The organism is Mycobacterium palustre, assembly GCF_002101785.1.
Taxonomy (GTDB): Bacteria; Actinomycetota; Actinomycetes; order Mycobacteriales; family Mycobacteriaceae; genus Mycobacterium; species Mycobacterium palustre.
In genome coordinates, this window is sequence record NZ_LQPJ01000105.1 from 53,752 (window position 1) to 79,002 (window position 25,251).

A 25,251-nucleotide genomic window follows, 5' to 3' on the forward strand; every position below is an offset into this window, starting at 1 on the left:
CGCTAGTCGCTCCCTTGCTCGCGCACCCGCTGCGACGCGGTGCGCAGCGTGCGGATGGTCAGTTCGGAGGCCAGGTGGCGCTTGTACTCCGCGGTGCCGCGCACGTCGGTAACCGGGTCGCAGGCCGCCGCGGCGCGCCGGCCCGCCTCGGCGAAGGTCTCCTCGGTGGCCGGCCGGCCGACCAGCGTCGCCGCCAGTTCGGCCAGCGCGTCGGGGTCCGGGTTCACCGCCGTCAGGCCGACGCGGGCGGCCGCTATCGCGTCGCCGTCGAGGGTGAGCGAGGCTCCCGCCGCCGTCACCGCCCAATCGCCGACGCGGCGCTCCACCTTCGCGTAGGCGCTGGAGGTGTTGAGCCGCACCGGAATCCGGGCCTCCACCAGAATTTCGTTGTGCGCGAGCGTGGTCTCGTAGGGCCCGGCCACGAAATCGCCGATCGGTATCTCGCGCTCGCCCGACGGCCCGCGGGCCAGGCACACCGCGTCCAGCACGCTGCAAACCGTCACCAGGTCCTCGGCCGGGTCCGCCTGACAGAGCGAGCCGCCCAGGGTGCCGCGGTTGCGAACCACCGGGTCGGCGATCACCCGTTCGGCGTCGCGGAAGATCGGGCAAACGGCGGCCAGCGTGCCGGACTCCAGAATCTCGCGGTGGCGGGTCATCGCGCCGATGCGCACCAGTGTCGGATCGGTGATCACGTAACCGAGCTCGGGCGCCAGGTCGTTGATGTCGACGAGGTATTCCGGGTTGGCGATGCGCAGCTTCATCATGGGCAGCAGGCTGTGCCCGCCGGCGATCACCCGCGCCCCCTCCCCCAGCCGATCCAGCAGCCCGACCGCGTGGTCGACGCTGGTTGCGCGTTCGTACTCGAAGGGCCCGGGCACCTGCATGTGACGCACCTCACTTCGCTGGGAGCACCCCAGTGTCGGCCCCGCTGACCTGGGCGTCAATAGCGAGTTAAGTAATCGCTGAATTAGCCTGCGACCTGCGCCTCGGCGGCGTCGTGGTGGATCCGCCCGGCGGTCTGGGTGAGCGGGCGACCGCCGCCACCCCAGCGTTTGGCGATGATGTCGGCGGCGATCGACACCGCGGTTTCCTCGGGGGTGCGGGCGCCCAAGTCCAGCCCGATGGGGCTGGACAACCGGCCCAGCTCGGCGTCGGTCAGCCCCGCGGCGCGCAGCCGGTTCAGCCGGTCGTCGTGGGTGCGGCGCGACCCCATCGCCCCGACATAGCCCACCTGAGGCAGGCGCAACGCCACCTCGAGCAAAGGGACGTCGAATTTCGGGTCGTGGGTGAGGACGCAGATCACGGTGCCGGCGTCGACGGCGCCGGCCTCGGCTTGGGCGGCAAGATAGCGGTGGGGCCAATCGACGACGACGTTTTCGGCGCCGGGGAACCGCGCCGGCGTGGCGAACACCGCGCGGGCGTCGCAGACGGTGACCCGGTAGCCGAGGAAGGACCCCTGCCGCGCCAGGGCCGCGGCGAAGTCGATGGCGCCGAACACCAGCATCCGCGGCCGTGGCGCGAAGCTCGACACGAAGACCTCCATGCCGTCGCCCAGCCGCTGGCCGTCGGGTCCGTACTTGAGGACGTCGCTGCGGCCCACGGCGAGCAGGCCGCGCGCGTCGTCGGCGACCGCGGCGTCGGCGCGCGCCGAACCCAGCGACCCCGCCGCGCCGTCCGGCCGGATGACCAGCCGGCGCCCCACCCACCGCGCGTCGGGGTGGGCGATGACGGTCGCGGTCGCCACCGGCCGGTGCTCGCCGATGTCGGCGGCCACGGCGCCGAGTTCCGGGAACGTCTGCCGCGACACCGATTCGACGAAGACGTCGATGATCCCGCCGCACGTCAGACCGATCGCGAACGCGTCGTCGTCGCTGACCCCGTAACGCTGAAGTCGCGGCGCCCCCGTCTTCGCGACCTCGGTGGCGAGCTCGTACACCGCGCCCTCCACGCAGCCGCCGGACACCGACCCGGCCACCGAACCGTCCGGCGCCACGACCATCGAGGCCCCCGGCGGCCGCGGCGCGGATTGGAAGGTTCGGACCACGGTCCCCAGCCCCGCCGTGTCGCCGGCGCGCCAGATCGAGATCAGCTCGGCAAGGACGTCACGCACACCTTGAACGTAGGCTCACTTTCATGACTCCGGCTCAACTTCGGGCCTATTCGGCGGTGGTGCGTTTGGGTTCGGTGCGGGCCGCCGCGGCGGAGCTGGGGGTTTCCGACGCCGGGGTCTCGATGCTCGTGGCGGCGCTGCGCAAGGAGCTCGACGACCCGCTGTTCACGCGGACCGCTGGGGGGCTGGCGTTCACGCCCGGCGGCCTGCGGCTGGCCAGCCGCGCGGTCGAAATTCTGGGCCTGCAGCAACAAACCGCGATCGAGGTCACCGAGGCCGCACACGGGCGACGGCTGCTGCGGATCGCCGCGTCCACCGCGTTCGCCGAGCACGCCGCGCCCGGGCTGATCGAGCTGTTCTCGTCGCGGGCCGACGACCTGTCGGTGGAGCTCAGTGTTCACCCGACGAGCCGGTTTCGCGATTTGATCTGCGCGCGGGCCGTCGACATCGCGATCGGTCCGGCGGGCGAGGGCTCGATGGTGGCCGACGACGCGATCTTCGTGCGGCCGTTTTTGAAGTATCAGATCATCACCGTGGTGGGGCCGAATAACCCACTGGCCGCGGCTGTTCCGACGCCGGCGTTGCTGCGTCAGCAGCAGTGGATGCTCGGGCCGGCCGCGGGCAACGTGGCCGGCGAGGTCGCAAAGATGTTGCGAGAGTTGGCCATTCCGGAGTCGCAGCAACGCATCTTCCAAAGCGACGCCGCCGCGCTGGAGGAGGTGCAGCGGGTGGGCGGGGCCACGCTGACGATCGGCTTCGCGGTTGCAAAAGACCTCGCGGCCGGGCGGTTGGTTCGCCTGACCGGTCCGGGCCTGGACCGCGCGGGCGAGTGGTGCGCGGCGACGCTGGCGCCGTCGGTCCGCCAGCCCGCGGTGTCTGAGCTCGTCCGCTTCATCACCACGCCCAGGTGCACCCAGGCGATGATCCGGGGCTCCGGCGTCGGCGTGACCCGGTTCCGCCCGAAAGTGCATGTGACGCTGTGGAGTTGAGTCTGCACTGAGGGCTTTCCGTGTGCATCCTGGGCGGGAAATTCACTAAATCGCGCCGTGGGTTCACACGCAAAGCCGTGGGTTCACACGCGAAGCCGTCACCACGCGCGGGACAGGTCGGCGTGCTGGCGGATCCACGCGTGCATCGCGATCCCGGCCGCGACGCCGGCGTTGATGCTTCGGGTGGATCCGAACTGGGCGATCGACACCGTCAGCGCCGCGCCGGCCCGGATGTCGTCGGTGATGCCGGGACCCTCCTGCCCGAACACCATTAGGCAATCCCGCGGCAGCGCGGTCTCTTCCAGGCGCGTTGCGCCGGGGACGTTGTCCACCGCGACGACGGTCAACCCGGCGGCGGCGGCGAAGTCGAGCAGCTCGGCGGTGCTGTCGTGATGGCACAGCCGCTGGTAGCGGTCGGTCACCATGGCGCCGCGGCGATTCCAGCGCCGCCGCCCGACGATGTGCACGGTGTCCACCGCAAAGGCGTTGGCGGTGCGCACCACCGAGCCGATGTTCGCGTCGTGGCCGAAGTTTTCGATCGCCACGTGCAGGGGGTGCCTGCGCCGGTCGATGTCGGCGATGATCGCCTCCCGCGTCCAATAGCGGTAGGCGTCCACGACGTTGCGGGTGTCGCCGTCGCGCAACAGGTTTCGGTCGTACCGCGGGTCGTCGGGAAGCTCGCCCAGCCACGGGCCGACGCCGCCCGACGGTGTCCCCCACTCGGTGGGCCCGGGCTCGGTCATCGCTGCGTCCACACCCCGGCGTGGGTGCCGTCGACGGCCACCGTCGCGTACAGCAGCGCCTCGTTGATCTCGCCCTGGGTGCACAGCGAGGCGTTGACGTGCACCGCGTCCAGCGACGCGTCGGGCAGGATCAGCACCGACGACCCGTAGGTCGCGCAGGCCGGGTTCAAGCCCTTGCCGGGCAGGCTCGGCGACGCGAGCAACATCATCGGGCCGCCGCGGGCGGCGGAGTCGTCGCGGTAGCGGGCCGCGAGGGCGTCGGCCTGCAGCCCCAGCAGCATGTAGCCGTTGCCGGTGAACGCGGCGGGGTCGCCGAGCTGCGCCCTGGTCACCGGGGTGCCGTCGGCACGCCACGCCGACAGGCTGACGGTCTTGACGACCAGGCCGGTGTCGTTGGCGTTGGTCGGCAGCAACCCCACCGGGAAGGCCACCGGGTAGGCCGACGAGCTGTTCGGGATCCGATCGCGCGGCGAGTAGCTGTACACCCCGCGGACCTGGCTTCGATCCTTGAGCGGCCCAAGGCAAACCGAGCCGGTGAGCCGGTCCGGCGGCGCCGCCAGCGGGTGGCCGATGTCGCGCACGCCGGCCGCCGCTTGGTCGCAGCTGCCCAGGCCGTTGGCCTCCAGCGGGTGCGCGAGCGCCCCGTACAGACCGAAGCGGATGTCCTGGGGTTTGGCGTGCGGCGCGTGCGGATCGGCCGGCGACGCGTCGACGTCGATCAGCACGTAGTCGCCGTCCCAGCGCAGGTTCGTCACCGACATGTTCCAGCCCAGCAGCGCCAGCGACTCGCCGACCCGCGCGGCCTGCGCGCCGTAGGCCCGGGCGGGGCGGTTCGAGCCCGAGCACCCCACCAGGCCCACGGCGAGGCAGGCGATCAACGCGATCAGGCGGCGCAACGTCGACTAGCCCAGCCCCAGGTCGGCCAGCCCCAGCACGCTGCGGTACTTGAGCCCCTCGGCCTGGATGGCCTCGGCGGCGCCGGTGGCGCGGTCCACCACGGTGGCCACCCCGACCACGTCGCCGCCCGCGTCCCGCACGGCGCGCACCGCCGTCAGCGCCGAGGCGCCCGTGGTGCTGGTGTCCTCCACCACCAGGACCCGCTTGCCCGACACCTCGGATCCCTCGATAAGGCGTTGCAGGCCATGGGTTTTCGCGGATTTGCGCACCACGAACGCGTCGATGGGCCGGCCCGGTGCGTGCATGATGGCCGTCGCGACGGGATCGGCGCCCAGGGTCAGGCCGCCGACGACCGCGTAGTCCCAGTCGGCGGTGAGCTCGCGCATCAGCGTGCCGATCAGCGCCGACGCCCGGTGGTGCAGGGTGGCGCGGCGCAGGTCGACGTAGTAGTCGGCTTGCTTGCCCGACGACAGCGTGACGCGGCCGTGCACCACCGAGAGCCGTCGCACCAGCCGGGCCAGCTCCTCGCGGTCAGGTCCGCCCACGACCGCCGCCGATCCGCTTGGTGGCCGCGCGCGCCAGGCCCCTCGGCATGATGCGCCCCGCGGCGACGAGCGCCTTGTAATGCACGCCGGGAATGCTGATCACCCTGCCGGCGGCGATGTCGGCCAGGCTCTTGTCGACGACGTCGTCGACCTCGAGCCACATAAACGACGGCAGCTTGGCCATGTCGATCCCGGCGCGGGAGTGGAATTCGGTGCGCACGTACCCCGGGCAGACGGCGTGCACGCCGACGCCGCTGCCCTGCAGGCCGACGGCCAGGCCCTCGCTGAACGCGATCACCCACGCCTTGGACGCCGAATAGGTCGAGCCGCGGCCGGGCACCAGCCCGGCGACGCTGGCGACGTTGACGACGGTCCCGGCGCCGGCGTCGAGCATGGCCGGCAGGGCGGCGCGGGTGAGCCGCATGACCGCGGTGACGTTGACATCGAGCTGGGCCTGCAGCAGCGTGGGGTCGGCCGTCCAGAAGTCGCCGGAGGTGCCGAAGCCGGCGTTGTTCACCAGGATTCGCACGCCCGCGGCGAGCCGCTCGGCGACCGCGTCGCGGCCGGCGGCGTCGGCCAGATCGGCGGGCAGCACCTCGACGTTGCCGCCGCGGGCCTCGAGCTCCGCCGCCAGCTTGGTCAACCGGTCGACGTCGCGGGCCACCAGCACCAGGTCGTAGCCGTCGGCCGCGTAGCGCCGCGCGTAGCCGGCGCCGATCCCGGACGTCGGCCCGGTGATCAGGGCGACGGGGCGAGGCATGAGCGACAGTCTAATGACGGGGGCCGAGGCCTCCCCCGGACCCGTTCCGGGCGCCGTCAGCGCTGGTAGTTGCCGGCCTGCCGGCCGTTGCGGCCGGTCGGCGGCGGGCGGCGGATGGCGTCGGTGCGGCCCTCCGAGCGCGCCTGCTCGCGGCGCACCGGCTCCGGCGCGCGGCGGCCGGTTTCGCCCAGCAGCCCGCCCACGTCCTGCTGGGGCCGCCTGGAGGTCAGCTCCGCGCGGGCCGCGGGGGCCAGGGGCCGGCTCGGCGCGGCGCTGCGAATCGCCGCGGGCGCTCCCGCGTCCTGCGGGGCCTCCTGCGGCACCGGCGGCAGCACCCGCAGCAGGTCGTTGAACTGGCGCACGGTGCGCAGGCCCTCGTCCCACTGCGCGCGGGTGGACGAGACCGGCATCGCGACCAGCGTCCAGTTCTGCTCGTTCCACATGATCTCGGCGCAGTCGGGCGCGGTGTGGGCGAAGGTGACCATGCGCCGGTCGCAGGCCCGGCGCGCGGCGTCGAGGTTGGTGGAGTACACCATCCGCGGCCCGATCGCGCCCAGCAACCAGATGTCGCTCTCCCGTGGCTCTTTGAGCCCTTTGAGCCGCAGGTCCACCACGACGTTGGTGCCGACCTTGCGGTGCAGCGCGATCACCGTCGCGACCTCCTCGAGGTCGAAGATGTAGACCGCCTCGCCGCGGATCTGGCCCAGCACCACGTTCTGGGCGGGGACGTCGCCAACCGTGGAGATCACGCCGCGCTTCCACCGCTTCAGGATGTCGGTCGACTCACGCTCGTAGTCGAAGCCGTGCGACCGCGCCCACGACCGGCGCCGCCGGCTGCGCCCGCGACGCCGATCGATGTCGACGTAGAGCAGCACCCCGGCACCGACAAAGCACAGCGCCGAGAGCGTGAACCAAAGGGGGACCATCCCACACAGGGTATCTGCAATCCGGCCGGAATACAGAATTCGACCTGGTCACAACCCCATCACGAGCGGGCTTAGCCGAGGATCAGCGAGTCGCCGTCCGGGCTGACGTTCACCGGGACGGTGTCGCCGTCGTGCACGTCGCCCGCCAGCAACTGCTTGGCCAGCTGGTCGCCGATGGCCTGCTGCACCAGCCGGCGCAGCGGCCGCGCCCCGTACACGGGGTCGAACCCGCGCTGGGCCAGCCATTGCTTGGCCGGCAGCGACACCTCCAGGGTGAGGCGGCGCTGGGCCAGCCGCTTCTGCAGCTGGGCCAGCTGGATGTCGACGATCTGCACCAGCTCGCCGGGCTCGAGGCCGTCGAAGACGATCACGTCGTCGAGCCGGTTGATGAACTCCGGCTTGAACGCCGACCGCACCGCGGCCATCACCTGCTCTTCGCTGCCGCCCGACCCCAGGTTGGACGTCAGGATCAGGATGGTGTTGCGGAAGTCGACCGTGCGGCCCTGCCCGTCGGTCAGCCGGCCCTCGTCGAGGACCTGCAGCAGCACGTCGAACACGTCCGGGTGGGCCTTCTCGATCTCGTCGAACAGGATCACCGTGTACGGACGCCGCCGCACCGCCTCGGTCAGCTGACCGCCCTGGTCGTAGCCGATGTAGCCCGGAGGGGCGCCGACGAGCCGTGCGACCGAGTGCTTTTCGCCGTACTCGCTCATGTCGATGCGGACCATGGCGCGTTCGTCGTCGAACAGGAACTCCGCCAGCGCCTTGGCCAGCTCGGTCTTGCCGACGCCGGTCGGGCCCAAAAACATGAACGACCCGGTCGGCCGGTTGGGGTCGGCGACCCCGGCCCGCGAACGCCGCACCGCGTCCGAGACCGCCTGCACCGCCCGCTTCTGGCCGATGACGCGCTTGCCCAACTCGTCTTCCATGCGCAGCAGCTTGGCCGTCTCGCCCTCGAGCATCCGGCCCGCGGGAATGCCGGTCCACGCCGACACCACCTCGGCGATGTCGTCGGGTCCGACCTCCTCCTTGAGCATCACCTGCTCGCGCGCCTGCGCCTGCGGCAGCGCCGCGTCCAGCTTCTTCTCCACCTCGGGGATGCGCCCGTAGCGCAGCTCGGCGGCCTTGGCCAGGTCACCGTCGCGCTCGGCGCGCTCGGACTCCCCGCGCAGGGTCTCCAGCTGTTCCTTGAGCTCGCGCACGACGTCGATCGCGTTCTTCTCGTTCTGCCACCGGGTGGTCAGCTCGGCGAGCTCTTCCTTCTTGTCGGCCAGCTCGGCGCGCAGCTTCTCCAGCCGCTCCTTGGACGCCTCGTCCTCCTCCTTGGCCAGCGCCATCTCCTCGATCTCCAGCCGGCGCACCAGCCGCTCGACCTCGTCGATCTCGACGGGCCGGGAGTCGATCTCCATCCTCAGGCGCGACGCCGCCTCGTCCACCAGGTCAATGGCCTTGTCGGGCAAAAACCGCGCGGTGATGTAGCGGTCGGACAGCGTCGCGGCGGCCACCAGGGCGGAGTCGGTGATGCGCACGCCGTGGTGCACCTCGTAGCGGTCCTTCAGGCCGCGCAGGATGCCGACGGTGTCCTCCACCGACGGCTCCCCGACGAACACCTGCTGGAACCGCCGCTCCAGCGCCGCGTCCTTCTCGATGTACTTGCGGTACTCGTCGAGCGTGGTGGCGCCGACCAGCCGCAGCTCGCCGCGGGCCAGCATCGGCTTGATCATGTTGCCGGCGTCCATCGAGCCCTCGCCGGTCGCGCCGGCGCCCACGATGGTGTGCAGCTCGTCGATGAACGTGATGATCTGACCGGCCGAGTTCTTGATGTCGTCGAGGACGGCCTTAAGGCGTTCCTCGAACTCGCCGCGGTACTTCGAACCGGCGACCATGGAACCGAGGTCGAGCGCGATGATCGTCTTGTCGCGCAGGCTCTCCGGGACGTCCCCGGCCACGATGCGCTGCGCCAGGCCCTCGACGATCGCGGTCTTGCCGACGCCCGGCTCGCCGATGAGCACCGGGTTGTTCTTGGTCCGCCGGCTCAGCACCTGCACGACGCGGCGGATCTCGTTGTCCCGCCCGATGACCGGGTCGAGCTTGCCCTCGCGGGCCCGCGCCGTCAGGTCGGTCGAGTACTTCTCCAGCGCCTGGTAGGTGGCCTCGGGTTCGGGGCTGGTGACGCGCGCGCTGCCGCGGACCTTGACGAACGCCTCCCGCAACGCCTGCGGGGACGCGCCGTGCCCGGTGAGCAGCTTCGCGACGTCGGAGTCGCCGGTGGCCAGGCCGACCATCAGGTGCTCGGTGGAGACGTATTCGTCGTCCATCTCGGTGGCCAGCTGCTGGGCCGTGGTGATGGCGGCCAGCGATTCGCGCGACAGCTGCGGTTGCGAGCTGGCGCCGCTGGCCTGCGGCAGCCGGTCGGTGAGCTTCTGCGCCTCGGCGCGAATCGTGGCGGGCTCCACGCCGACAGCCTCCAGCAGCGGAGCGGCGATCCCGTCTTTCTGGGTCAGCAGCGCCAACAGCAGGTGGGCGGGCCTGATCTCGGGATTGCCGGCCGCCGAGGCCGCCTGCAGGGCCGACGTCAACGCCGCCTGGGTCTTGGTTGTCGGGTTGAAAGAGTCGCTGGCCAACCGAGACACCTCCGTTCGGGGTATGGGAAAAATGCTTGTCGCGTTGTTCAACGCCGTCAAGGTTGAGTCTGTTCCGCTCAACTCTATCAATTTCCCGGGCGGCCCGGCGCCGAGCCTAGAATCGGGGCCCGTGAGCCTCGAGGACCGCGACGCGCTGCGGGTGCTCCGCGGGGCCTTCGGGCGGGCGGGCCCGGGCCGCGAGGGGGCCGACGAGCTCGTGCACCGCTTCTACACCCACTGGTTTGCCCTCGACGCCTCGGTGCGCGACCTGTTCCCGCCCGAGATGCACGCCCAACGGGCGGTTTTCGCCCACGCGCTGCACTGGGTGTACGGCGAGCTGGTCGCCCAGCGCGCGGCGGAGCCGGTGGCGTTTTTGGCCCAGCTCGGCCGCGACCACCGCAAGTTCGGCGTGCTGCCAGGCCATTACGAGACCCTGCGGCGCGCGCTGTACGCGGCGCTGCGCGCCGAGCTGGGCGAGGCGTGGACCGACCGCGTCGACGCCGCGGCCCGGCAGTCGCTCAACCTGATCACCGGCGTGATGAGCGGGGCCGCCGAGGCCGAGGAGGGGCCCGCCTGGTGGGACGGCACGGTCATCGAACACCGCCGGGTGTCGCGCGACCTCGCGGTCGTCCGGCTGCGGCTGGACCACCCGATGCACTACTACCCCGGCCAGTACGTCGACGTCCACGTCCCGCAGTGCCCGCGCCGGTGGCGCTACCTGAGCCCGGCGATCCCGGCCGACCCGGACGGCGGCATCGAGTTCCACGTCCGCCAGGTCCCCGGCGGCCTGGTCAGCACCGCCATCGTCAACGAGACGCGGCCCGGGGACCGCTGGCGGTTGTCCAGCCCGCACGGCGGCCTGCACGTCGATCGCGACGGCGGCGACGTGCTGATGGTGGCCGGCAGCACCGGCCTGGCGCCGCTGCGCGCCCTGGTCATGGACCTCAGCCGCTACGCGGTGAACCCGCGCGTGCACCTTTTCTTCGGCGCCCGGTACCGCTGCGAGCTCTACGACCTGCCGACCCTGTGGCAGGTGGCGCAGCACAACCCGTGGCTGTCGGTCTCGCCCGTCTCCGAGTACGGCGCCGACCCGCCGTGGGCCGCCGACTACCCCGACGTCACCCCGCCGCGCGGCCTGCACGTGCACCAAACCGGCCGGCTGCCCGACGTGGTGACCAAGTACGGCGGCTGGGGCGACCGCCAGATCCTGATCTGCGGCGGCCCGGCCATGGTGCGGGCCACCAAGGCCGCCCTGATCGCCAAAGGCGCTGCGCCCGAACGCATTCGACACGACCCCCTCTCGAGGTGAGCCATGCGCGTCGTCACGCTGACCGACCCGTCGTCCCCGGTGGCCGCGCGGTTCGTGCCCGAGGCCGGCATGATCGGCACCTCGCTGACCGACTCGGGCGCCGAGCTGCTGGGTCAGCGGCGCGGCCTGGACGCCTACCTGACGGCGGCCAAGACGATGGGCATCCCGATCCTGCATCCGTGGGCGAACCGACTGGGCGCCACCAGCTACCCGGCGGAGGGCGTGACCGTGACCCTCACGCCGGGCGAAAACGGCGTCCGCGCCGACCCCAACGGGTTGCCCATCCACGGCACGCTGGCGGCCTACCCGGGCTGGAAAATCACCGCGCAGTCGGACAACGAGCTCAGCGCCGAGGTCGACTTCGGCGCCGACCCGCGGTTGCTGGCCGGCTTTCCCTACCCGCACGTGCTCGCGGTGACGGCGCGGCTGGCCGGGCGGACGCTGACGGTTCGGGCCACGGTCACCCCGACCGGCGACCGGGCGGTCCCGCTGTGCTTCGGCTTTCACCCCTACCTGCGCCTGCCCGGCGTGGCCCGCGGCGACTGGGTCATCGAGACGCCCCCGCTTCGGCACCTGCGCCTCGACGGGCACGGCCTGCCCACCGGCGAATCCGAACGCCGGCCGGCCGGGCGAGAACGCCTGGGCGACAACGCCTATGACGACGCCTACGACGAGGTGGCCGAGGGGGCGGTGTTCGCGGTGTCCGGCGGCGATCGGCGCATCGAAGTGCGTTTCGAGCGCGGATACCCGGCGACGCAGATCTTCGCGCCGGTCGCCGAGGACCCCGGGCAGGCCGCCGAAAAAGACGTCGTGTGCTTCGAGCCGATGACCGCCCCGACCGACGCGCTGCGCCGCGGCGGCTACCGGCGCGCCCGCCCGGGCGAGCCGGCGACGGCGGTGTTCTCCATCCGCGTCTGAGCGCCCCGCGCCCGCGCCGCCCGACATGTGCTGAAACTCCCGCCGATCACCGGTACTCTTAGCCAATCCTGGTCAGGAGGATGCCGGTGAGCCCTGACAACAGCGGCGCTTCGATCGACGAAATGCTGGACCGCGCGGTGCGGGCCATCAACGCCGGCGACCACGTGACCGCCACCGAGCTGGTAGGACGGGTTCTCGAAGTCGACCGCGGCAACCCCGACGCCGAGGACCTGCTGCGGGCGCCGGCCCGCTACGGCGAGATCCGCCGGATGACGATCATGTTTGCCGACCTGGTCGACTCGACGGCCCTGTCCACCCGCCTCGAGCCCGAGACCTATCGCACCGTGGTCGGCGGCTACCGCGACGAGGTGCGCCGGATCGTCGAGCGCTACGAGGGGCACATCAGCTCGACCAAGGGCGACGGGGTGCTGGCGGTGTTCGGCCACCCCACCGCGCACGAGAACGACCCGCGGCGGGCGGTGGCCGCCGGGCTGGACATCGCCCGCGCGGTGGCGCAGCTCGGCGAGCGGGCCGAGCGCACCTTCGGGGTGGGCGTCAGCGTGCGGGTCGGCATCCACCGCGGCCTGGTCTACCTCGACACCGACCAGGACGACGTGTACGGGCTGGCCGCCAACCTGGCCGCCCGCCTGTGCGGCGTGGCCGAGCCGGGCACGGTGGCGATATCGGACGCGGTCGCGCCGCTGGTGCGGGATTCCTACGAGCTGCACGCCGGTGCGCCCGCCGCGGTCAAGGGCATCGACGGGCCGATCAACCATCACCGGGTGCTCGGCGAGCGTCCGGACGCGCCGCCGCCGGGGTCGCCGCCGTTGATCGGGCGCGACGCCGAACGCGCCTGGCTGCAGCGAAGCTGGCAGCGGGCCCGCGACGGGGCGCTGAGCATTCCGGGCATCGTGTTCCGCGGCGAGCCCGGCATCGGCAAGACCCGGCTCGCGACCGAAGCGGCCGACATCGTCGCGGCCGCCGGCGGCGCGGTCGTCGAGCTCAGGGGCTCGCCGTTGCACACCGAGACCGGCCTGCATCCGGTGCGCCGGCTGCTGGAGCGTCGCTGCGGCATCACCCGGCTCACCGGCGGCGCCGAGCGGTTGCGCCTGCTGGGCGGCGAATTGACTTCCTGCGCACTGGATCCGGCGAGCGCGGTGCCGCTGTTGGCGCCGGTGCTGGGCATCGGCCCCGAGCACGGCTACCACCCAGCCGCGGTCGAGGGCCGGACCCTGTACGAGTTGATCGGCGCGACCGTGCGCCGTTACGTGCTGGCGTGCCTGCGCGACCGCCCGGGCCTCGTCATCGCCGACGACGTGCACTGGTTCGACGCGTCGACCATGGAATTGCTCAGCTCGCTGCTCTCGGCCGCCGACGGGCGCCTCATGGTGGTGGTGACCGGGCGCGACGGCGACTGGATGCAAACCAGTTGGCCGACAACGGTTTTCGACCTGCCGCCGCTGACCGACGAGCAGTCCGGCGCGTTGATCGAAGCGCTGGACCCCGACGTGTCCGACGAGCGCCGCGCCGCGGTCAGCGCGCGGTGCGACGGGGTGCCGTTCTACATCGAGCACGTGGTGGCCGCCCTCGGGGCGGGCGGCCCCGAACCGCGGGTGCCCGAGGCGCTGTACGAGCCGCTGTTCGCCCGGTTGCACGCGCGCAGCGACGTGGTGCCGGTGGTCGAGGCGGCCGCCGTGATCGGGCGCGCCGGCGACCTTCCGTTGCTGCGGTCCGTGCTGCGGCGCGACAGCGAGGACGTCGACGAGGTCGTGACCGAGCTGGTGCGCCGGCGGGTGCTCGAGCGGCGGGGACCCGAGGGCTGGCGGTTCCGCCACGAGCTGCTGCGCGAGGTGGCCGCCGAGCTGGCCCCGCCCTCGCTGCGCCGGGACCTGCACGCCCGGGCCGCCCGCGCGCTGCTCGAGGCCGCCACCGCCGCCGAACCGGACTGGCGGGTGGTGGCAAGCCATTTCGAGCAGGCCCAGCAACACGACCGGGCCGTCGAGGCCTACCAGAAGGCCTCCGTCGACGCCCGCCGGCGCGGCGCCATGCAGGAGGCGCTGGCGTGCCTCACCAAGGCGCTGGGCCAGCTCACCAGCTGCATGGCCGGATGCGCGCGGGACCGCAGCGAGATCACGATCCGGCTCGAGCGGGCGTTTCTCACCGGCGCGCTGGAGGGCGGCACCAGCGGCGAGGCGCCCGCCGATTTCGAACGGTGCCTGGCCCTGGCCAGCGCCGGCAACTACGACGACGAGCTGTTCAACACGCTCACCGCGCTGATCGGCTACTACGTGCCGCGGGCCGAGCTGCGGCGCGCCCGCGAACTGCTCGACTCCCTGGCCGCCCGGGTGACCCGGGAGCGGCCGTGGAGCCGGCCCGTCATCGCGTCGTCGCTGGGTTCGGTGGCCTGGCTGGAAGGCGACTTCGGCACCGCCCGCCGCTACCTGCTGGACGCCCTTGCCGACAGCCCGGCCGCCGATCCGGCGGTGCTGGACGCCCCCTCCTGGGTGACGGTGGACCCGATCGCGGCGGCACACCAGTACCTGGCCTTGACGCACACCGTGTCCGGCGACCTCGATCGCGCCAACGCCGAGCTCGCCGCGTCGGTGCGGCGCTCCGATGAGCTGAGCTTCCCGCACGATTCGTGCAACAGGGCGCAGACGTATTTCGTGGAGATCTGGGTGTGCCTGGAGGCCGGCCAGACCGAGCAGGCGGCCGCCCTGGTCGCCCGCCTGCGGGAGCTGAGCCAGCAGACCGGGCTCGATTTGTGGCAATGGGTGGGCAGGACCGAGCACAACACCGTCAAGGCGCTGCGGGCGCTGGACGCCGGCGCCGACGGCGGCACGCTGCTGGCCGCGGCCGACAAGATCGCGCTGCACGTGGACAGCTCACGCATGATGCACCTCAACATCTATCTGACGTTCAAAGACGCGATCATCGGCCGGCTCCTGATCGCCGCGGGCCAACCGGAGAAGGCGCGCGAGCGGCTGGACATGGCCCTGCGCCACGCGCGGGAGACGGGAATGCGCTTTCACGACGCCGAGCTGATGCGGGTGCGCGCCCACACCTTCGCCGATTTAGGGGAACGCCGCGACGCCCTGGCCGCCGCGCTGGAGTTCGCCCGCAACCAGGGCGCGGCCCTGTTCGAATTGCGTTGCCTGCTGGACTCTTTCGACCTGCTCGACGACGGCGACCGGCCCCGGCTCGCCGAGGCCGTCCGCCGCTTCCCCGGGGACGACCGTTGGCCGGAACTCGTTCGGGCGCAACGACTTCTGGCCTGACGGCCCCCGGTTCTACAGGTAGCGGTGGTGCAGCTCGTCGGGGGTGTTCGACCGTTGTTCCAGCGCCGCGATGTTCTCGGCGACGTCGGTGCTCTCCCGCTTGGCGACCGCGCGCGCCAGCACGGGGAACAGCCGGAACCGGCTGGGCGGGTGCAGGTACCAGGAAGCCAGCGCCGCCGTCCACGCCGCCTGGTGCACCCGCTTTTGCTCCGCGGCGTCGCGGTGCGCGGCCATCGAGTAGGCGAACAGCCACGCCCCCTGGCGCATGTTCGTCAGCACCCGGTCGAAGAAGCCGAGCTCGTCGGGTATCAGCCGGCGCATCCAAACCAGCCCCGGGGAGAGCCGCTGCATCTCCTCGACCATGCCCGGCATCTGCGAGCACAGCAGCGCGTTGACGCGGTTGAAGTCGGGCTCCAAGGTGTCCAGCGAGTCGGCGGCGACCGCGAAGCACGCCATGCCCAGATCGAAGCTGATGTGCGCGGTGAACGCGCTCATCAGGTGCTGCAGGATGACCGCTTCGCCGTCGTGATCCCCGACGAACGGCACCTCCCACGGCAGCGTCAGGCCGTGGTACTCGCCGGGGTGGAAGTGCGCGTTGAGCGCGTCGAAGTAGCGCTGCGCGAACGCCACGTCGAGCTGCGCGACGCGGCGCCCGTCTTGGAACCCGCCCCTGTCGATGTCGTCCCGGATGGCGAGCGTGACGCGCTTGTAGACGGCGGCGAAGTAGCCGAGATGGCTCTCGGCGGCCTTGGACCACTCGATGATCCGCTCGACGTTGCTCACCACGTCGTCGACGTCCGTGGCCCGCGCCAGGCGGGGCGGCACCAGCGACGACCTCACGTGGACAGCTCCCAGGTGCGGGCGAGGTGATCGGGCATGTCGAACGGGGCCCGCTCGCCGCCCCGCTCGAGCCGGAATATGCCGTGCAACAGGTTGCGCCCGAACGGGTATGCCAGCTCCGACATGGCCCGGTACCGCGGCAGGTCGCGTTCGCTTCGCCCGAAGACGTGCACGTAAGCCCACTTCGTCAGGGACCCGAGCCGCCCGAGGTCGTCGACGAGATCCGACTTGGGCACCAACAGCATGTCGGCGGCCTCGTCGCCGATCAGGTGGCGGATCAACGGCGGGATCGTGTCGTCGAATCGATGGAAGGGCGTCAGCTCGTCGAGGAGTTTGAGCAGCGCGGCCGCCATTTCCTGTCCCTCGGGGGACGCCCGAAACTGCCTGCGCCGGATGGCGTTCACCAGCGCGGCGGCCTCGGTGACGTCGTGCGCCATCATCTCGTCGCGCACCCCGAGCAGGTGCCCGATGACGTTCCAGGTGTGCAGGTAGGCGTCGACGTCCTTGGCGGGCAGGCGCACCCCGAGGCGGGGCATCGGCTCGGCGACGACGTAGGAGAAGGTGAGCAGGGTCCCGGCCAGGTCCTCCTGGTTGATCGGTGTGCCCCAGTTGCGCGCGTCCCACAGTCGGGGATCCTTTCGGTTGCGGGCCTTGATCAGGTTGCGCACGGCGGAATGCATCAGCCGGACCCGCTGGATGGTGCGGCGGCCCTTGCCGTGGTCGTCGAGGCCGCCGACGGCGAGCGCGTCCATCAGGAATTGGCCCGTCTCCATCACGCGCCGACGCGCGTCCGTGTCGAGGCGGGCGGTCAGGTGCAGCACCTTGACGCCGTTGGCCGCCGCGTACGCCGCCGGAAGCGACGCGCAGAACAGGCACAGCGTGATGAGCACGCCCCAGGTCTCGAAGATCTGCTGCCCGCGCTTGATCTTGTCCGGGTCGGCCCACGGCGGCAGCGGTTGGGTGTCGGCCAGGTAGTCCCGGATCTCCCGGGGCAAACCCGGCGGCACCACCTGATCGTTGCTGACCAACGTGCGCATGATCGCGTTGACCGCGCCGATCTCGCCCCGCTCGAGCACGGCCTCGACCCTCTTGTCGACGGCCGAATCGCCTTCGCCCCGCATCCGATCGAGCAGGGCGTCCGTCCATTTCGAGCTCGCGCCGCGCCTGGGCATGTAGGTAGCTTCCACAGAATCGGCGGCTATTGCTAGGGCCTGCGGCCAGTTAAGTACGTTTCGGCGGCCGGACGAGTAGCCGGCTACGCACCGGCGGGCGTCAGCCGCGCGCCTTGCGCGGCTGCCACACCACCACGGCGGTGCTCTTGGGCAGCACCGCGAGGTCGCGGCGCGGGGTGCCGCGCATTTGAGCCAACTCCTCGGTCAACTCCTTCACCCGCGCCTGCAGGGCTTCCACCTGGTTGGTGAGCTCGATGATCCGCTTGATCCCGGCCAGGTTGACGCCCTCGTCCTGCGACAGCCGCTGCACCTCGCGCAGCAGTTCGACGTCGTGCTGCGAATAGCGCCGTCCCCCACCGGACGTGCGCCTCGGGCTGACCAGCCCGAGGCGGTCGTAGGTGCGCAGGGTTTGGGCGTGCATGCCGGCCAGCTCGGCGGCCACCGAGATCAGAAACGTCCGCGAGTCCGGTTCCTTGGGGGTCCGTGAGTTTCCGGCCATCAGCGATTACCCGCCCATCCCGCACGTGGGTTGAATCCACTGGCGCGCTCGGCGGCCGCGTAGGCCTCCAGCGCCTCCTGCGCCTTGCCCTCCAGGTTCGGCGGCACGGCCACCTTCACGGTGACCAGCAGGTCGCCGTTGCCGCCGCCGCGCTTGGGCACGCCGCGTCCACGCACCCGCAGGATGCGGCCGTCGGCGGTGCCCTTGGGCACCCGCACACCGACCTTGCCGTCCAGCGTGGGCACCGAAAGCGTTGAGCCCAAAGCCAATTCGGCGAAGCTCACCGGAACGGTGACGGTCAGGTCGTCGCCGTCGCGGCCGAAGACCTTGTCGGGGCGCACGTGCACCGTCACGTACAGGTCGCCCGACGGCGCCCCCCGCAGCCCGGCCTCGCCCTGCCCGGGCAGCCGGATCCGCTGGCCGTCCTCGACGCCGGGCGGGATCCGGACGTTGATGGTGCGGGTGCGGGTGGTCACCCCGGTGCCCTTGCACTCCTTGCAGGGGTGCTCGATGATCGAGCCGCTGCCCCGGCAGTCGGTGCACGGCTCGGAGAAGCCGAACGCGCCCTGGTTGCGGTTGATCACGCCGGAGCCGTTGCAGCTGGGGCACACCTTCGGGCTGGTGCCCGGGCGCGCGCCGCTGCCATGGCAGTTCGTGCACGGCGCCGGGCTGGTCAGCCGCAGCGGCATCGCCACGCCCTTGGCGGCCTCGACGAAATCGAGCTCGGCCTCGGTCTCGAGGTCGTTGCCCCGCCTAGGCCGGCTGGGGCGTGGGCTGGCGCCGCGGCCGAACAGGCCGCCGAACAGGTCCCCGATGTTGGCGCCGCCGCTGCGGCCGGCGGCGTCGAACAGGTCGCTGAGGTTGAACTCGGCGCCGTCGCCGCCGACGTTGAAGGTAAAGCCGCTGCCGCCGTCGAAGCGCCGGCCGCCGAAAGCGCCGCCGGCGAACAGGCGGCGGGTTTCGTCGTACTCCTTGCGCTTGGCCGGATCGGACAAGACGTTGTGCGCCTCCGACACCGCCTTGAAGCGTTCGCCGGCGGCCGGGTTGTCGGGGTTGGCGTCCGGGTGCAGGTCGCGCGCCAGCTTGCGGTAGGCGCGTTTGATCTCTTCTTGGCTGGCGTCAGAGGAGACGCCCAGCTCCTTGTAGAAGTCCTTTTCGACCCATTCACGCTGGGCCATGCCGCGTCACCCCCTTTCACCTTTCTCTATGTATTTGTCTTTTCGATTGTTGTGCCTAGTCACCTGCGGCGTCGGCGTTATCGCCCGTGTCGCGCGGTGGGGTTTCGGACGGCGAGCCGTCTTCGGCCCCGCCCGCGGCGGTGTCCGGGATGGTGTCGACGACGCCGACCAGGGCGTGACGCAGGACCTGGTCGCCCAGCTTGTAGCCCTGCCGCATCACGGTGCCGATCACCGGCTTGGAGCCGTCGGCGCCGTCGCCCTCGTGCTGCACCGCTTCGTGCAGCACCGGGTCGAAGTCCTCGCCTTCCTCGCCGAACGCGGTCAGGCCGAGGCCGGTCAGCGCGCCCATCAGCTTGTCGGCCACCGACTTCAGCGGGCCCGACTCGAGGTCGCCGTGCTTGCGCGCCCGGTCGAGATCGTCGAGCACGCCCAGCAATTGGCCCACGACGGCCGCCTTGGCCCGGTCGGCCGCGGCCTGCTGGTCGCGCAGCGCCCGCTTGCGGTAGTTGGTGAAGTCGGCCTGCACCCGTTGCAGATCGGCGGTCAGCTCGGCGACCTTGTCGGACGCCTTGTCTTCCGACCGGCCGGGCGCGGTCGCCCCCGGCGCCCCTTCCGGCTCAGCGGGGCCGGAAGGGGCGTGCCGGACCTCGCCGGTCTCGGGGTCGATGCGCCGCTTGTCGGTGATCGTCACCTGTTCCTGGGGGTTTCCGTCCGTCACTTGGCCTCCCGGTCGTCGTCGACCACCTCCGCGTCCACAACGTCGTCAGCCGAGCCGGACGCGCCGCCGGGCTCGCCGCCGCCGGGGCCGCCGGCCCCACCCGCGGCCTGGGTCGCCTCGTAGATCGCCTGGCCGAGCGCCTGGGACTCCTGGCCCAGCCTTTCCATCGCCGACTTGATCGCGGAGATGTCGGTGCCGCCCAGCGCCGCCTTGGCGTCGGCCACCGCGGCGTCCACCTTGTTGAGCGTGTCCTCGGGGACCTTCGGCCCGCCCTCGGCCTCGCGCTGCTCCTTGACGAACTTCTCCGTCTGGTAGACCAGCGTCTCGGCCTGGTTGCGGATGTCGGCCTCCTCGCGACGCTTCCGGTCCTCCTCGGCGTGCGCCTCGGCGTCCTTGATCATCCGGTCGATCTCTTCCTTGGACAGGCCCGAGCCCTCCTGGATCCGGATGGTGTTCTCCTTGCCGGTGCCCTTGTCCTTGGCCGTGACGTGCACGATGCCGTTGGCGTCGATGTCGAAGGTGACCTCGATCTGCGGGACGCCGCGGGGGGCCGGCGGGATGCCGGTCAGCTCGAAGCTGCCGAGCAGCTTGTTGTGCGCGGCGATCTCGCGCTCGCCCTGGTAGACCTGGATCTGCACCGACGGCTGGTTGTCGTCGGCCGTCGTGAACGTCTCCGACCGCTTCGTCGGGATGGTGGTGTTGCGCTCGATCAGCTTGGTCATCACCCCGCCCTTGGTCTCGATGCCGAGTGACAGCGGCGTGACGTCAAGCAGCAGAACGTCTTTCACCTCGCCCTTGAGCACGCCGGCCTGCAGCGCGGCGCCCACGGCCACCACCTCGTCGGGGTTGACGCCCTTGTTGGGCTCCTTGCCGCCGGTGAGCTCCTTGACCAGGTCGGTCACCGCGGGCATGCGGGTGGAACCACCCACCAGCACGACGTGGTCGATGTCGGACACCGAGATGCCGGTGTCGGCGATCACCGACTGGAACGGCTTGCGGGTCCGGTCCAGCAGGTCCTGGGTGATGCGCTGGAACTCGGCGCGGGTCAGCTGCTCGTCGAGGAACAGCGGGTTCTTGTCCGCGTCGACGGTGATGTAGGGCAGGTTGATCGAGGTGCTCTGGCTCGAGCTCAGCTCGATCTTGGCCTTCTCGGCGGCTTCCCGCAGCCGCTGCATGGCCATCTTGTCCTTGGTCAGGTCGATGCCGCTGGTGCCCTTGAACTTGTCGACCAGCCAGTCGACGATGCGCTGGTCCCAGTCGTCGCCGCCGAGGTGGTTGTCACCGCTGGTGGCGCGGACCTCGACGACGCCCTCGCCGATCTCGAGCAGCGAGACGTCGAACGTGCCGCCGCCGAGGTCAAAGACCAGGATGGTCTGTTCCTTCTCGCCCTTGTCCAGGCCGTAGGCCAGCGCCGCGGCGGTGGGCTCGTTGACGATGCGCAGCACGTTCAGGCCGGCGATCTGGCCGGCGTCCTTGGTGGCCTGCCGCTGGGCGTCGTTGAAGTAGGCGGGCACGGTGATGACCGCGTCGGTGATGTCCTCACCGAGGTACGCCTCGGCGTCGCGCTTCAGCTTCATCAGCACGCGCGCGCTGATCTCCGGCGCGGTGTACTTCTTGCCGTCGATCTCGATCGACCAGTCGCTGCCCATGTGCCGCTTGACCGAGCGAATGGTGCGGTCGACGTTGGTCACCGCCTGGTTCTTGGCGGGCTGGCCCACCAGCACCTCGCCGTTCCGCGCGAACGCGACGATCGAAGGGGTGGTCCGGGAGCCCTCGGAGTTCGCGACGACGACGGGGTCGCCACCCTCGAGAACTGCGACGACGGAGTTGGTGGTCCCGAGGTCGATGCCGACCGCACGAGCCATGGTGATTCCTCCTGGGTAGTAGAGCTTGTTTCCTGCGCTATGCTGAGTGAACCCCGCTCAAGCCTGCCCGTTTGGCCGCCGGGGTGTCAACCCAGTCTTGAGCCTAGTTCACTCAACTTGCTGATCATCTTAACGGTGGGCGCCGCGGGCTTGTTCCCGGGGCCCGACGCTCAAGGGGGCGAGCGGCGCGCCGTGCGCAGGCCCGAAGCCCTGAGCTCACACTCGGCGCCCACATTTCACACTCGACGGCGCCGGCTTTCAGTGTGTGATGCCGGCGCCCTGCGCGCACATTTGCCACCCTCAGCTCACACCGAAAGCCCACACTTCACACCCGCCGCCCTCAGCACACACGCGCCGCCCAGGCTTCACGCTGGCCCGACCGAGTCGGGAATCATCTCCTCGATCAGCGAAAACACCGCGCGGGTGGCGGCCGTTGGCGGCCGGGTCGCCGACATGGCGACGTAGAGGCGCCAGCACAGGTCGTAATCGGAGATCCGGACGGTCGCCAGGCCGTCGTCGCCGATCTCGTCGAGGATGAACCGGCTCAAAAAGCCGATGCCCAGGCCGTTGCGAACGTGGGTCGCGGTGGTGGCGATGTCGGCGACCTCGAGGGCGACCGTGCGCTCGACGCCGGCGGCGGCGAACGCGCGGTCGACCACGGCGCGATCGCCGTAGCCGGGCGGGCCGTCGACGAACGACATTCCGGCCAGCTCGGCCAGCGCCACCGACTCCCGCCCGGCGAGCGGGTGGCCGGCGGGCACGATCAGCAGCAACGGAAAGGCGGCGACGAGGCGGGAGTGCAGGTCGGGCGGCGGCCCGTCAGGAAAGACCAGCAAGGCGACGTCGAGGTCGCCGTCGCGGAGCTGCTGCGCCAGGCCCGCCGAACCGGCCCGGGCGAAACGGAATTGGACCAGCACGCCGGGATGCCGGGCACGCAGGTCGGCGAGCAGCGCGGGCAGGTCGACGTTGTTGATCGACATCAGCGTCCCCAGCTTGACGGTGCCGCTGATGGCCCCGAGGCGGGCCGCGACGGCTTCCTTGCCCGCGCGGGCGGCGTCGACGGCCGCCCTGGCGTGGGGCTCGAGTTCGCGGCCCGCCGGGGTGAGCGCCACCCCGGCCGGGCCCCGGACGAACAGATCCGCGCCGAGCTCGCGCTCGAGGGCCTTGATCGTCGCGGAGACCCCGGACTGCACGACGTGCAGCCGCTTGGCGGCGCGCGTGAAGCTGAGGTGGTCCGCGACCGCAAGGAAGTACTCCAGGTGGCGAAGCTCCACCGAGCCATTATCACCGTCGGTGATGACGTTCATCAGGAAATCTCGTTGGCTGAGATACCACCTGTCGACGTAGTGTCGGCTGAACCCCTTCGCCGTTCACTCCCATCCCTCACCCGGACGGTGCCCGCATGACTCAGCACGCTGCGTTGCCCCTGACCAGGACCCGAACCCGCTGGTCTTCGGCCTCCACCGACGACCAGTTCGTCGTCGAGAACCCCGCCACCGGACAGACCGTGACCGTTGTCCAGGGCGCCGGGCCCGAGGAGGTGGACCAGGCCGTGCGCCGCGCCCACGCCGCGCACCTGGGCTGGAAGCAGCGCCCGGCGCGCGAGCGCGGCCGATACCTGCGCCAGATCGCCGAGGTGATCCGCGCCCACGCCGACGAGATCGCCGCGCTCGAGACGCTGGAGATGGGCAAGCCGATCACCCAGGCCCGCAACTTCGACGTGGAAGCCGCGATCGCCATCTTCGAGTACTTCGGCAGCCTGGTCGAGGTGCTGCCCAGCCGGGCCCGCGACTACGGCCCGGTGCTGGACGTGACGACGCTGGAACCGTACGGCGTGATCGCGGCCATCGTGCCGTTCAACTGGCCGCCCATCCACACCGCGGGCAAGATCGCGCCGGCGCTGGCCGTCGGCAACGCCGTCGTGCTCAAGCCGCCGGAGCAGACGCCCTCGGTGGTGCTGCGCATGGTCGAACTGATGCAGTCGGTCCTGCCCGACCGGGTGGTGCACGCGCTGCCCGGAAGGGGCGAGGTGGGCGCGGCGCTGGCCGGGCACCGGCTGGTGGGCAAGGTCTCGTTCACCGGGTCCCCGAGGACGGGCGCCGCCGTGCTGCGGACCGCGGCCGGCAACCTGACCCCGGCGCTGATGGAGCTGGGCGGCAAGAACCCGTTGGTGGTCTTCGACGACGCCAGCCTGCGCGAGGCGCTGCTGGCCGCCGTCGACGGCGGCTTCTTCAACCAGGGCGAGGCGTGCACCGCGTCGTCACGAATCCTGGTGCAGGACAGCATTTACGCCGAGTTCGAGGAAAAGCTGTGCGCCGCGGTGAGCCGGCTGCGGGTGGGCGATGGCGCCGACCCGGCCACCGACGTGGGGCCGCTGGTCACCCGGGCGCAACAAAAGCAGGTCCTGGACTACCTGCGGATCGGCGTCGCCGAGGGCGCCCGCGTCGCCGCCCAGGCGCCCCTGCCCGACGACCCGCGATTGGCCGAGGGCTTCTACGTGGCGCCGACCGTGCTGACCGACGTGACGCCCGGCATGCGGGTGGCCCGCGACGAGATCTTCGGCCCGGTGGTGACCCTGATGCCGTTCGCCGACGAGGACGAGGCGGTGCGCATCGCCAACGCCACGCCGTTCGGGCTGGTTGCGGCGGTCTTCACCCAGGACGCCGATCGGGCGATGCGGGTCAGCCGGCGCATCCGCGCCGGGGCCGTCTTCGTCAACAACTACCACCGCATGTCGATCGGCACCGGGTTCGGCGGGGTCGGCCACAGCGGGTTCGGCCGGGAGCACGCGCAGGAGACCCTTTCGGAGTACGGCTACACCAAGACCATCCGGATGGTCTCCAAGCGCGACGAACTGCCGTACTGGAGCGCCGCCGCCAGGGTGCTCGCGGGCTAGGCGACATGCGGACGATAGCGCTCGAAGAACATTACGCCACAACGGAATTCCTGAACGGGCCCGGCGGCTGGCTGGCGTCGCGCGCGGGCATCGTCGAACCGATCAGCGACCTCGGCGACGGCCGCATCGCGGCGATGGACGAAGCCGGCGCGGACCTGGCGGTGCTGTCGCTGGCCGCACCGGGGGTCGAACAGCTCGACGGGCCCGAGGCGATCCGATTGGCGCGCAGCGCCAACGACGAGCTCGCCGCCGCGGTCGGTCGATACCCGGACCGGCTGGCCGGGTTCGCCGCCCTGCCCATCAGCGCGCCCGACGAGGCGGCCGAAGAACTCGAGCGCGCGGTGCGCCGGCACGGCTTCGTCGGCGCGGTCATCAACGGCCACAGCCACGGGCGCTATTTGGACGATCCCTTCTTCGACCCGGTGCTCGCCCGCGCGGCGGCGCTGAAGGTTCCCGTGTACCTGCACCCGACGATCCCGCCGGCGGCCGTCGTCGAATCCAGCTACGCGGGGTTTGCCGACGAGGTGACCTTCGCGCTGGCGACGGTGGGCTGGGGCTGGCACATCAACACCGCGACGCACGTGCTGCGCCTGATCCTCGGCGGCGTGTTCGACCGCTACCCGTCGCTGCAATTCGTCGTCGGGCACATGGGCGAGGGCATCCCCTTCATGCTGCCCCGGTTCGACGCCACGCTGACCCCGGAACTGACCGGGCTGCGGCACCCCGTCAGCACCTATCTGCGGCGAAACCTGCACTACACCTTCGCCAACTTCAACGACGAGGCGACCTACGCCAACCTGGTCGCCCAGGTCGGCGTCGGGCGGGTGTGCTTTTCGGCCGACTATCCCTTCGGGTCGATGAAGGCCGCGCGCGCGTTCCTCGACGGTCTTGCTCTCGACGACGACGATCGCGCGCTCATCAGCCACGGCAACGCCGAGCGGTTGCTGGGCGTGTGATGTTCGCCGGGTGTTAGCCAGCGAGTCG

Annotated in this window: 21 protein-coding genes; 6 read left to right on the forward strand and 15 right to left on the reverse strand. The window is 71.3% G+C overall.

Annotated elements, in window-relative coordinates; genetic code table 11:
- Positions 1 to 2: 2 nt before the first annotated feature.
- Both AWC19_RS14910 and AWC19_RS14915 read right to left on the reverse strand, forming a co-directional pair.
- A complete protein-coding gene (locus AWC19_RS14910) occupies positions 3 to 884 on the reverse strand; it encodes an FAD binding domain-containing protein (protein WP_085078834.1) in 882 nt (293 codons plus the stop codon).
- Positions 885 to 967: 83 nt separating this feature from the next.
- Positions 968 to 2,110: an XdhC family protein gene (locus AWC19_RS14915; protein WP_085078835.1), complete on the reverse strand. Its 1,143-nt coding sequence runs from the start codon at positions 2,108 to 2,110 to the stop codon at positions 968 to 970.
- Positions 2,111 to 2,133: 23 nt separating this feature from the next.
- On the opposite strand from AWC19_RS14915, the gene AWC19_RS14920 reads away from it, so the two are divergent.
- Positions 2,134 to 3,099: a LysR family transcriptional regulator gene (locus AWC19_RS14920; RefSeq protein ID WP_085078836.1), complete on the forward strand. Its 966-nt coding sequence runs from the start codon at positions 2,134 to 2,136 to the stop codon at positions 3,097 to 3,099.
- Between the two features lie 98 nt (positions 3,100 to 3,197).
- On the opposite strand, the gene AWC19_RS14925 is transcribed toward AWC19_RS14920, so the two are convergent.
- The 6 genes from AWC19_RS14925 to clpB form a co-directional block, all read right to left on the reverse strand.
- The gene (locus tag AWC19_RS14925; protein WP_085078837.1) at positions 3,198 to 3,842 is read right to left on the reverse strand and encodes a TrmH family RNA methyltransferase; all 645 of its coding nucleotides are present in this window, start codon (positions 3,840 to 3,842) and stop codon (positions 3,198 to 3,200) included.
- Positions 3,839 to 4,738 (reverse strand): hypothetical protein, encoded by a 900-nt coding sequence (locus AWC19_RS14930; protein ID WP_085078838.1) that lies wholly within the window; start codon positions 4,736 to 4,738, stop codon positions 3,839 to 3,841. The genes AWC19_RS14925 and AWC19_RS14930 overlap by 4 nt, the downstream gene beginning before the upstream one ends.
- A gap of 6 nt (positions 4,739 to 4,744) precedes the next feature.
- The gene (gene pyrE, locus AWC19_RS14935) at positions 4,745 to 5,284 is read right to left on the reverse strand and encodes an orotate phosphoribosyltransferase (protein WP_085078839.1); all 540 of its coding nucleotides are present in this window, start codon (positions 5,282 to 5,284) and stop codon (positions 4,745 to 4,747) included.
- On the reverse strand, positions 5,271 to 6,044 hold the full coding sequence (locus AWC19_RS14940; protein WP_085078840.1) for an SDR family NAD(P)-dependent oxidoreductase: 774 nt from the start codon (positions 6,042 to 6,044) through the stop codon (positions 5,271 to 5,273). The genes pyrE and AWC19_RS14940 overlap by 14 nt, the downstream gene beginning before the upstream one ends.
- Positions 6,045 to 6,100: 56 nt before the next feature.
- The gene (gene ttfA / locus AWC19_RS14945; RefSeq protein ID WP_085078841.1) at positions 6,101 to 6,970 is read right to left on the reverse strand and encodes a trehalose monomycolate transport factor TtfA; all 870 of its coding nucleotides are present in this window, start codon (positions 6,968 to 6,970) and stop codon (positions 6,101 to 6,103) included.
- Between the two features lie 71 nt (positions 6,971 to 7,041).
- Positions 7,042 to 9,594, reverse strand: a complete 2,553-nt coding sequence (gene clpB, locus AWC19_RS14950; protein WP_085078842.1) for an ATP-dependent chaperone ClpB — start codon at positions 9,592 to 9,594, stop codon at positions 7,042 to 7,044.
- Positions 9,595 to 9,724: 130 nt separating this feature from the next.
- On the opposite strand from clpB, the gene AWC19_RS14955 reads away from it, so the two are divergent.
- From AWC19_RS14955 to AWC19_RS14965, 3 genes are all read left to right on the forward strand, one after another.
- Positions 9,725 to 10,903: an FAD-binding oxidoreductase gene (locus AWC19_RS14955; protein WP_085078863.1), complete on the forward strand. Its 1,179-nt coding sequence runs from the start codon at positions 9,725 to 9,727 to the stop codon at positions 10,901 to 10,903.
- A 3-nt stretch (positions 10,904 to 10,906) separates the two neighbouring features.
- A complete protein-coding gene (locus AWC19_RS14960) occupies positions 10,907 to 11,821 on the forward strand; it encodes an aldose 1-epimerase (RefSeq protein ID WP_085078843.1) in 915 nt (304 codons plus the stop codon).
- An 80-nt stretch (positions 11,822 to 11,901) separates the two neighbouring features.
- Positions 11,902 to 15,099: an adenylate/guanylate cyclase domain-containing protein gene (locus AWC19_RS14965; RefSeq protein WP_245848987.1), complete on the forward strand. Its 3,198-nt coding sequence runs from the start codon at positions 11,902 to 11,904 to the stop codon at positions 15,097 to 15,099.
- 12 nt (positions 15,100 to 15,111) lie between these two features.
- Here AWC19_RS14965 and AWC19_RS14970 read toward each other — a convergent pair whose 3' ends face one another.
- The 7 genes from AWC19_RS14970 to AWC19_RS15000 form a co-directional block, all read right to left on the reverse strand.
- A complete protein-coding gene (locus tag AWC19_RS14970) occupies positions 15,112 to 15,939 on the reverse strand; it encodes a DUF5995 family protein (protein ID WP_085078844.1) in 828 nt (275 codons plus the stop codon).
- A complete protein-coding gene (locus AWC19_RS14975; RefSeq protein WP_085078845.1) occupies positions 15,936 to 17,111 on the reverse strand; it encodes an oxygenase MpaB family protein in 1,176 nt (391 codons plus the stop codon). The genes AWC19_RS14970 and AWC19_RS14975 overlap by 4 nt, the downstream gene beginning before the upstream one ends.
- Positions 17,112 to 17,211: 100 nt before the next feature.
- Positions 17,212 to 17,610: a heat shock protein transcriptional repressor HspR gene (locus AWC19_RS14980; RefSeq protein WP_085078846.1), complete on the reverse strand. Its 399-nt coding sequence runs from the start codon at positions 17,608 to 17,610 to the stop codon at positions 17,212 to 17,214.
- The gene (gene dnaJ, locus AWC19_RS14985) at positions 17,610 to 18,788 is read right to left on the reverse strand and encodes a molecular chaperone DnaJ (RefSeq protein ID WP_085078847.1); all 1,179 of its coding nucleotides are present in this window, start codon (positions 18,786 to 18,788) and stop codon (positions 17,610 to 17,612) included. The genes AWC19_RS14980 and dnaJ overlap by 1 nt, the downstream gene beginning before the upstream one ends.
- A 55-nt stretch (positions 18,789 to 18,843) precedes the next feature.
- Positions 18,844 to 19,506: a nucleotide exchange factor GrpE gene (grpE, locus tag AWC19_RS14990; protein ID WP_085078848.1), complete on the reverse strand. Its 663-nt coding sequence runs from the start codon at positions 19,504 to 19,506 to the stop codon at positions 18,844 to 18,846.
- Positions 19,503 to 21,371, reverse strand: coding sequence for a molecular chaperone DnaK (gene dnaK / locus AWC19_RS14995; protein WP_085078849.1), 1,869 nt, complete (start codon positions 21,369 to 21,371; stop codon positions 19,503 to 19,505). The genes grpE and dnaK overlap by 4 nt, the downstream gene beginning before the upstream one ends.
- Positions 21,372 to 21,736: 365 nt before the next feature.
- Positions 21,737 to 22,678 (reverse strand): LysR family transcriptional regulator, encoded by a 942-nt coding sequence (locus tag AWC19_RS15000; protein WP_245848990.1) that lies wholly within the window; start codon positions 22,676 to 22,678, stop codon positions 21,737 to 21,739.
- Between the two features lie 95 nt (positions 22,679 to 22,773).
- Here AWC19_RS15000 and AWC19_RS15005 point away from each other — a divergent pair, with 95 nt between their 5' ends.
- Together AWC19_RS15005 and AWC19_RS15010 are read left to right on the forward strand one after the other, a co-directional pair.
- Positions 22,774 to 24,267 (forward strand): aldehyde dehydrogenase family protein, encoded by a 1,494-nt coding sequence (locus AWC19_RS15005; RefSeq protein ID WP_085078850.1) that lies wholly within the window; start codon positions 22,774 to 22,776, stop codon positions 24,265 to 24,267.
- A 5-nt stretch (positions 24,268 to 24,272) separates the two neighbouring features.
- A complete protein-coding gene (locus AWC19_RS15010; protein ID WP_085078851.1) occupies positions 24,273 to 25,223 on the forward strand; it encodes an amidohydrolase family protein in 951 nt (316 codons plus the stop codon).
- Positions 25,224 to 25,251 lie beyond the last annotated feature (28 nt).

Excerpts from the sequence above, each read along its gene's own strand:
- AWC19_RS14910 (WP_085078834.1), bottom strand. The coding sequence starts at position 884 with ATGCAGGTGCCCGGGCCCTTCGAGTACGAACGCGCAACCAGCGTCGAC.
- AWC19_RS14920 (WP_085078836.1), top strand. The coding sequence starts at position 2,134 with ATGACTCCGGCTCAACTTCGGGCCTATTCGGCGGTGGTGCGTTTGGGT.
- AWC19_RS14925 (WP_085078837.1), bottom strand. The coding sequence starts at position 3,842 with ATGACCGAGCCCGGGCCCACCGAGTGGGGGACACCGTCGGGCGGCGTC.
- AWC19_RS14940 (WP_085078840.1), bottom strand. The coding sequence starts at position 6,044 with ATGCCTCGCCCCGTCGCCCTGATCACCGGGCCGACGTCCGGGATCGGC.
- ttfA (WP_085078841.1), bottom strand. The coding sequence starts at position 6,970 with ATGGTCCCCCTTTGGTTCACGCTCTCGGCGCTGTGCTTTGTCGGTGCC.
- AWC19_RS14960 (WP_085078843.1), top strand. The coding sequence starts at position 10,907 with ATGCGCGTCGTCACGCTGACCGACCCGTCGTCCCCGGTGGCCGCGCGG.
- AWC19_RS14965 (WP_245848987.1), top strand. The coding sequence starts at position 11,902 with ATGCCGGTGAGCCCTGACAACAGCGGCGCTTCGATCGACGAAATGCTG.
- AWC19_RS14975 (WP_085078845.1), bottom strand. The coding sequence starts at position 17,111 with ATGCCCAGGCGCGGCGCGAGCTCGAAATGGACGGACGCCCTGCTCGAT.
- AWC19_RS14980 (WP_085078846.1), bottom strand. The coding sequence starts at position 17,610 with ATGGCCGGAAACTCACGGACCCCCAAGGAACCGGACTCGCGGACGTTT.
- dnaJ (WP_085078847.1), bottom strand. The coding sequence starts at position 18,788 with ATGGCCCAGCGTGAATGGGTCGAAAAGGACTTCTACAAGGAGCTGGGC.
- dnaK (WP_085078849.1), bottom strand. The coding sequence starts at position 21,371 with ATGGCTCGTGCGGTCGGCATCGACCTCGGGACCACCAACTCCGTCGTC.
- AWC19_RS15000 (WP_245848990.1), bottom strand. The coding sequence starts at position 22,678 with ATGAACGTCATCACCGACGGTGATAATGGCTCGGTGGAGCTTCGCCAC.
- AWC19_RS15005 (WP_085078850.1), top strand. The coding sequence starts at position 22,774 with ATGACTCAGCACGCTGCGTTGCCCCTGACCAGGACCCGAACCCGCTGG.
- AWC19_RS15010 (WP_085078851.1), top strand. The coding sequence starts at position 24,273 with ATGCGGACGATAGCGCTCGAAGAACATTACGCCACAACGGAATTCCTG.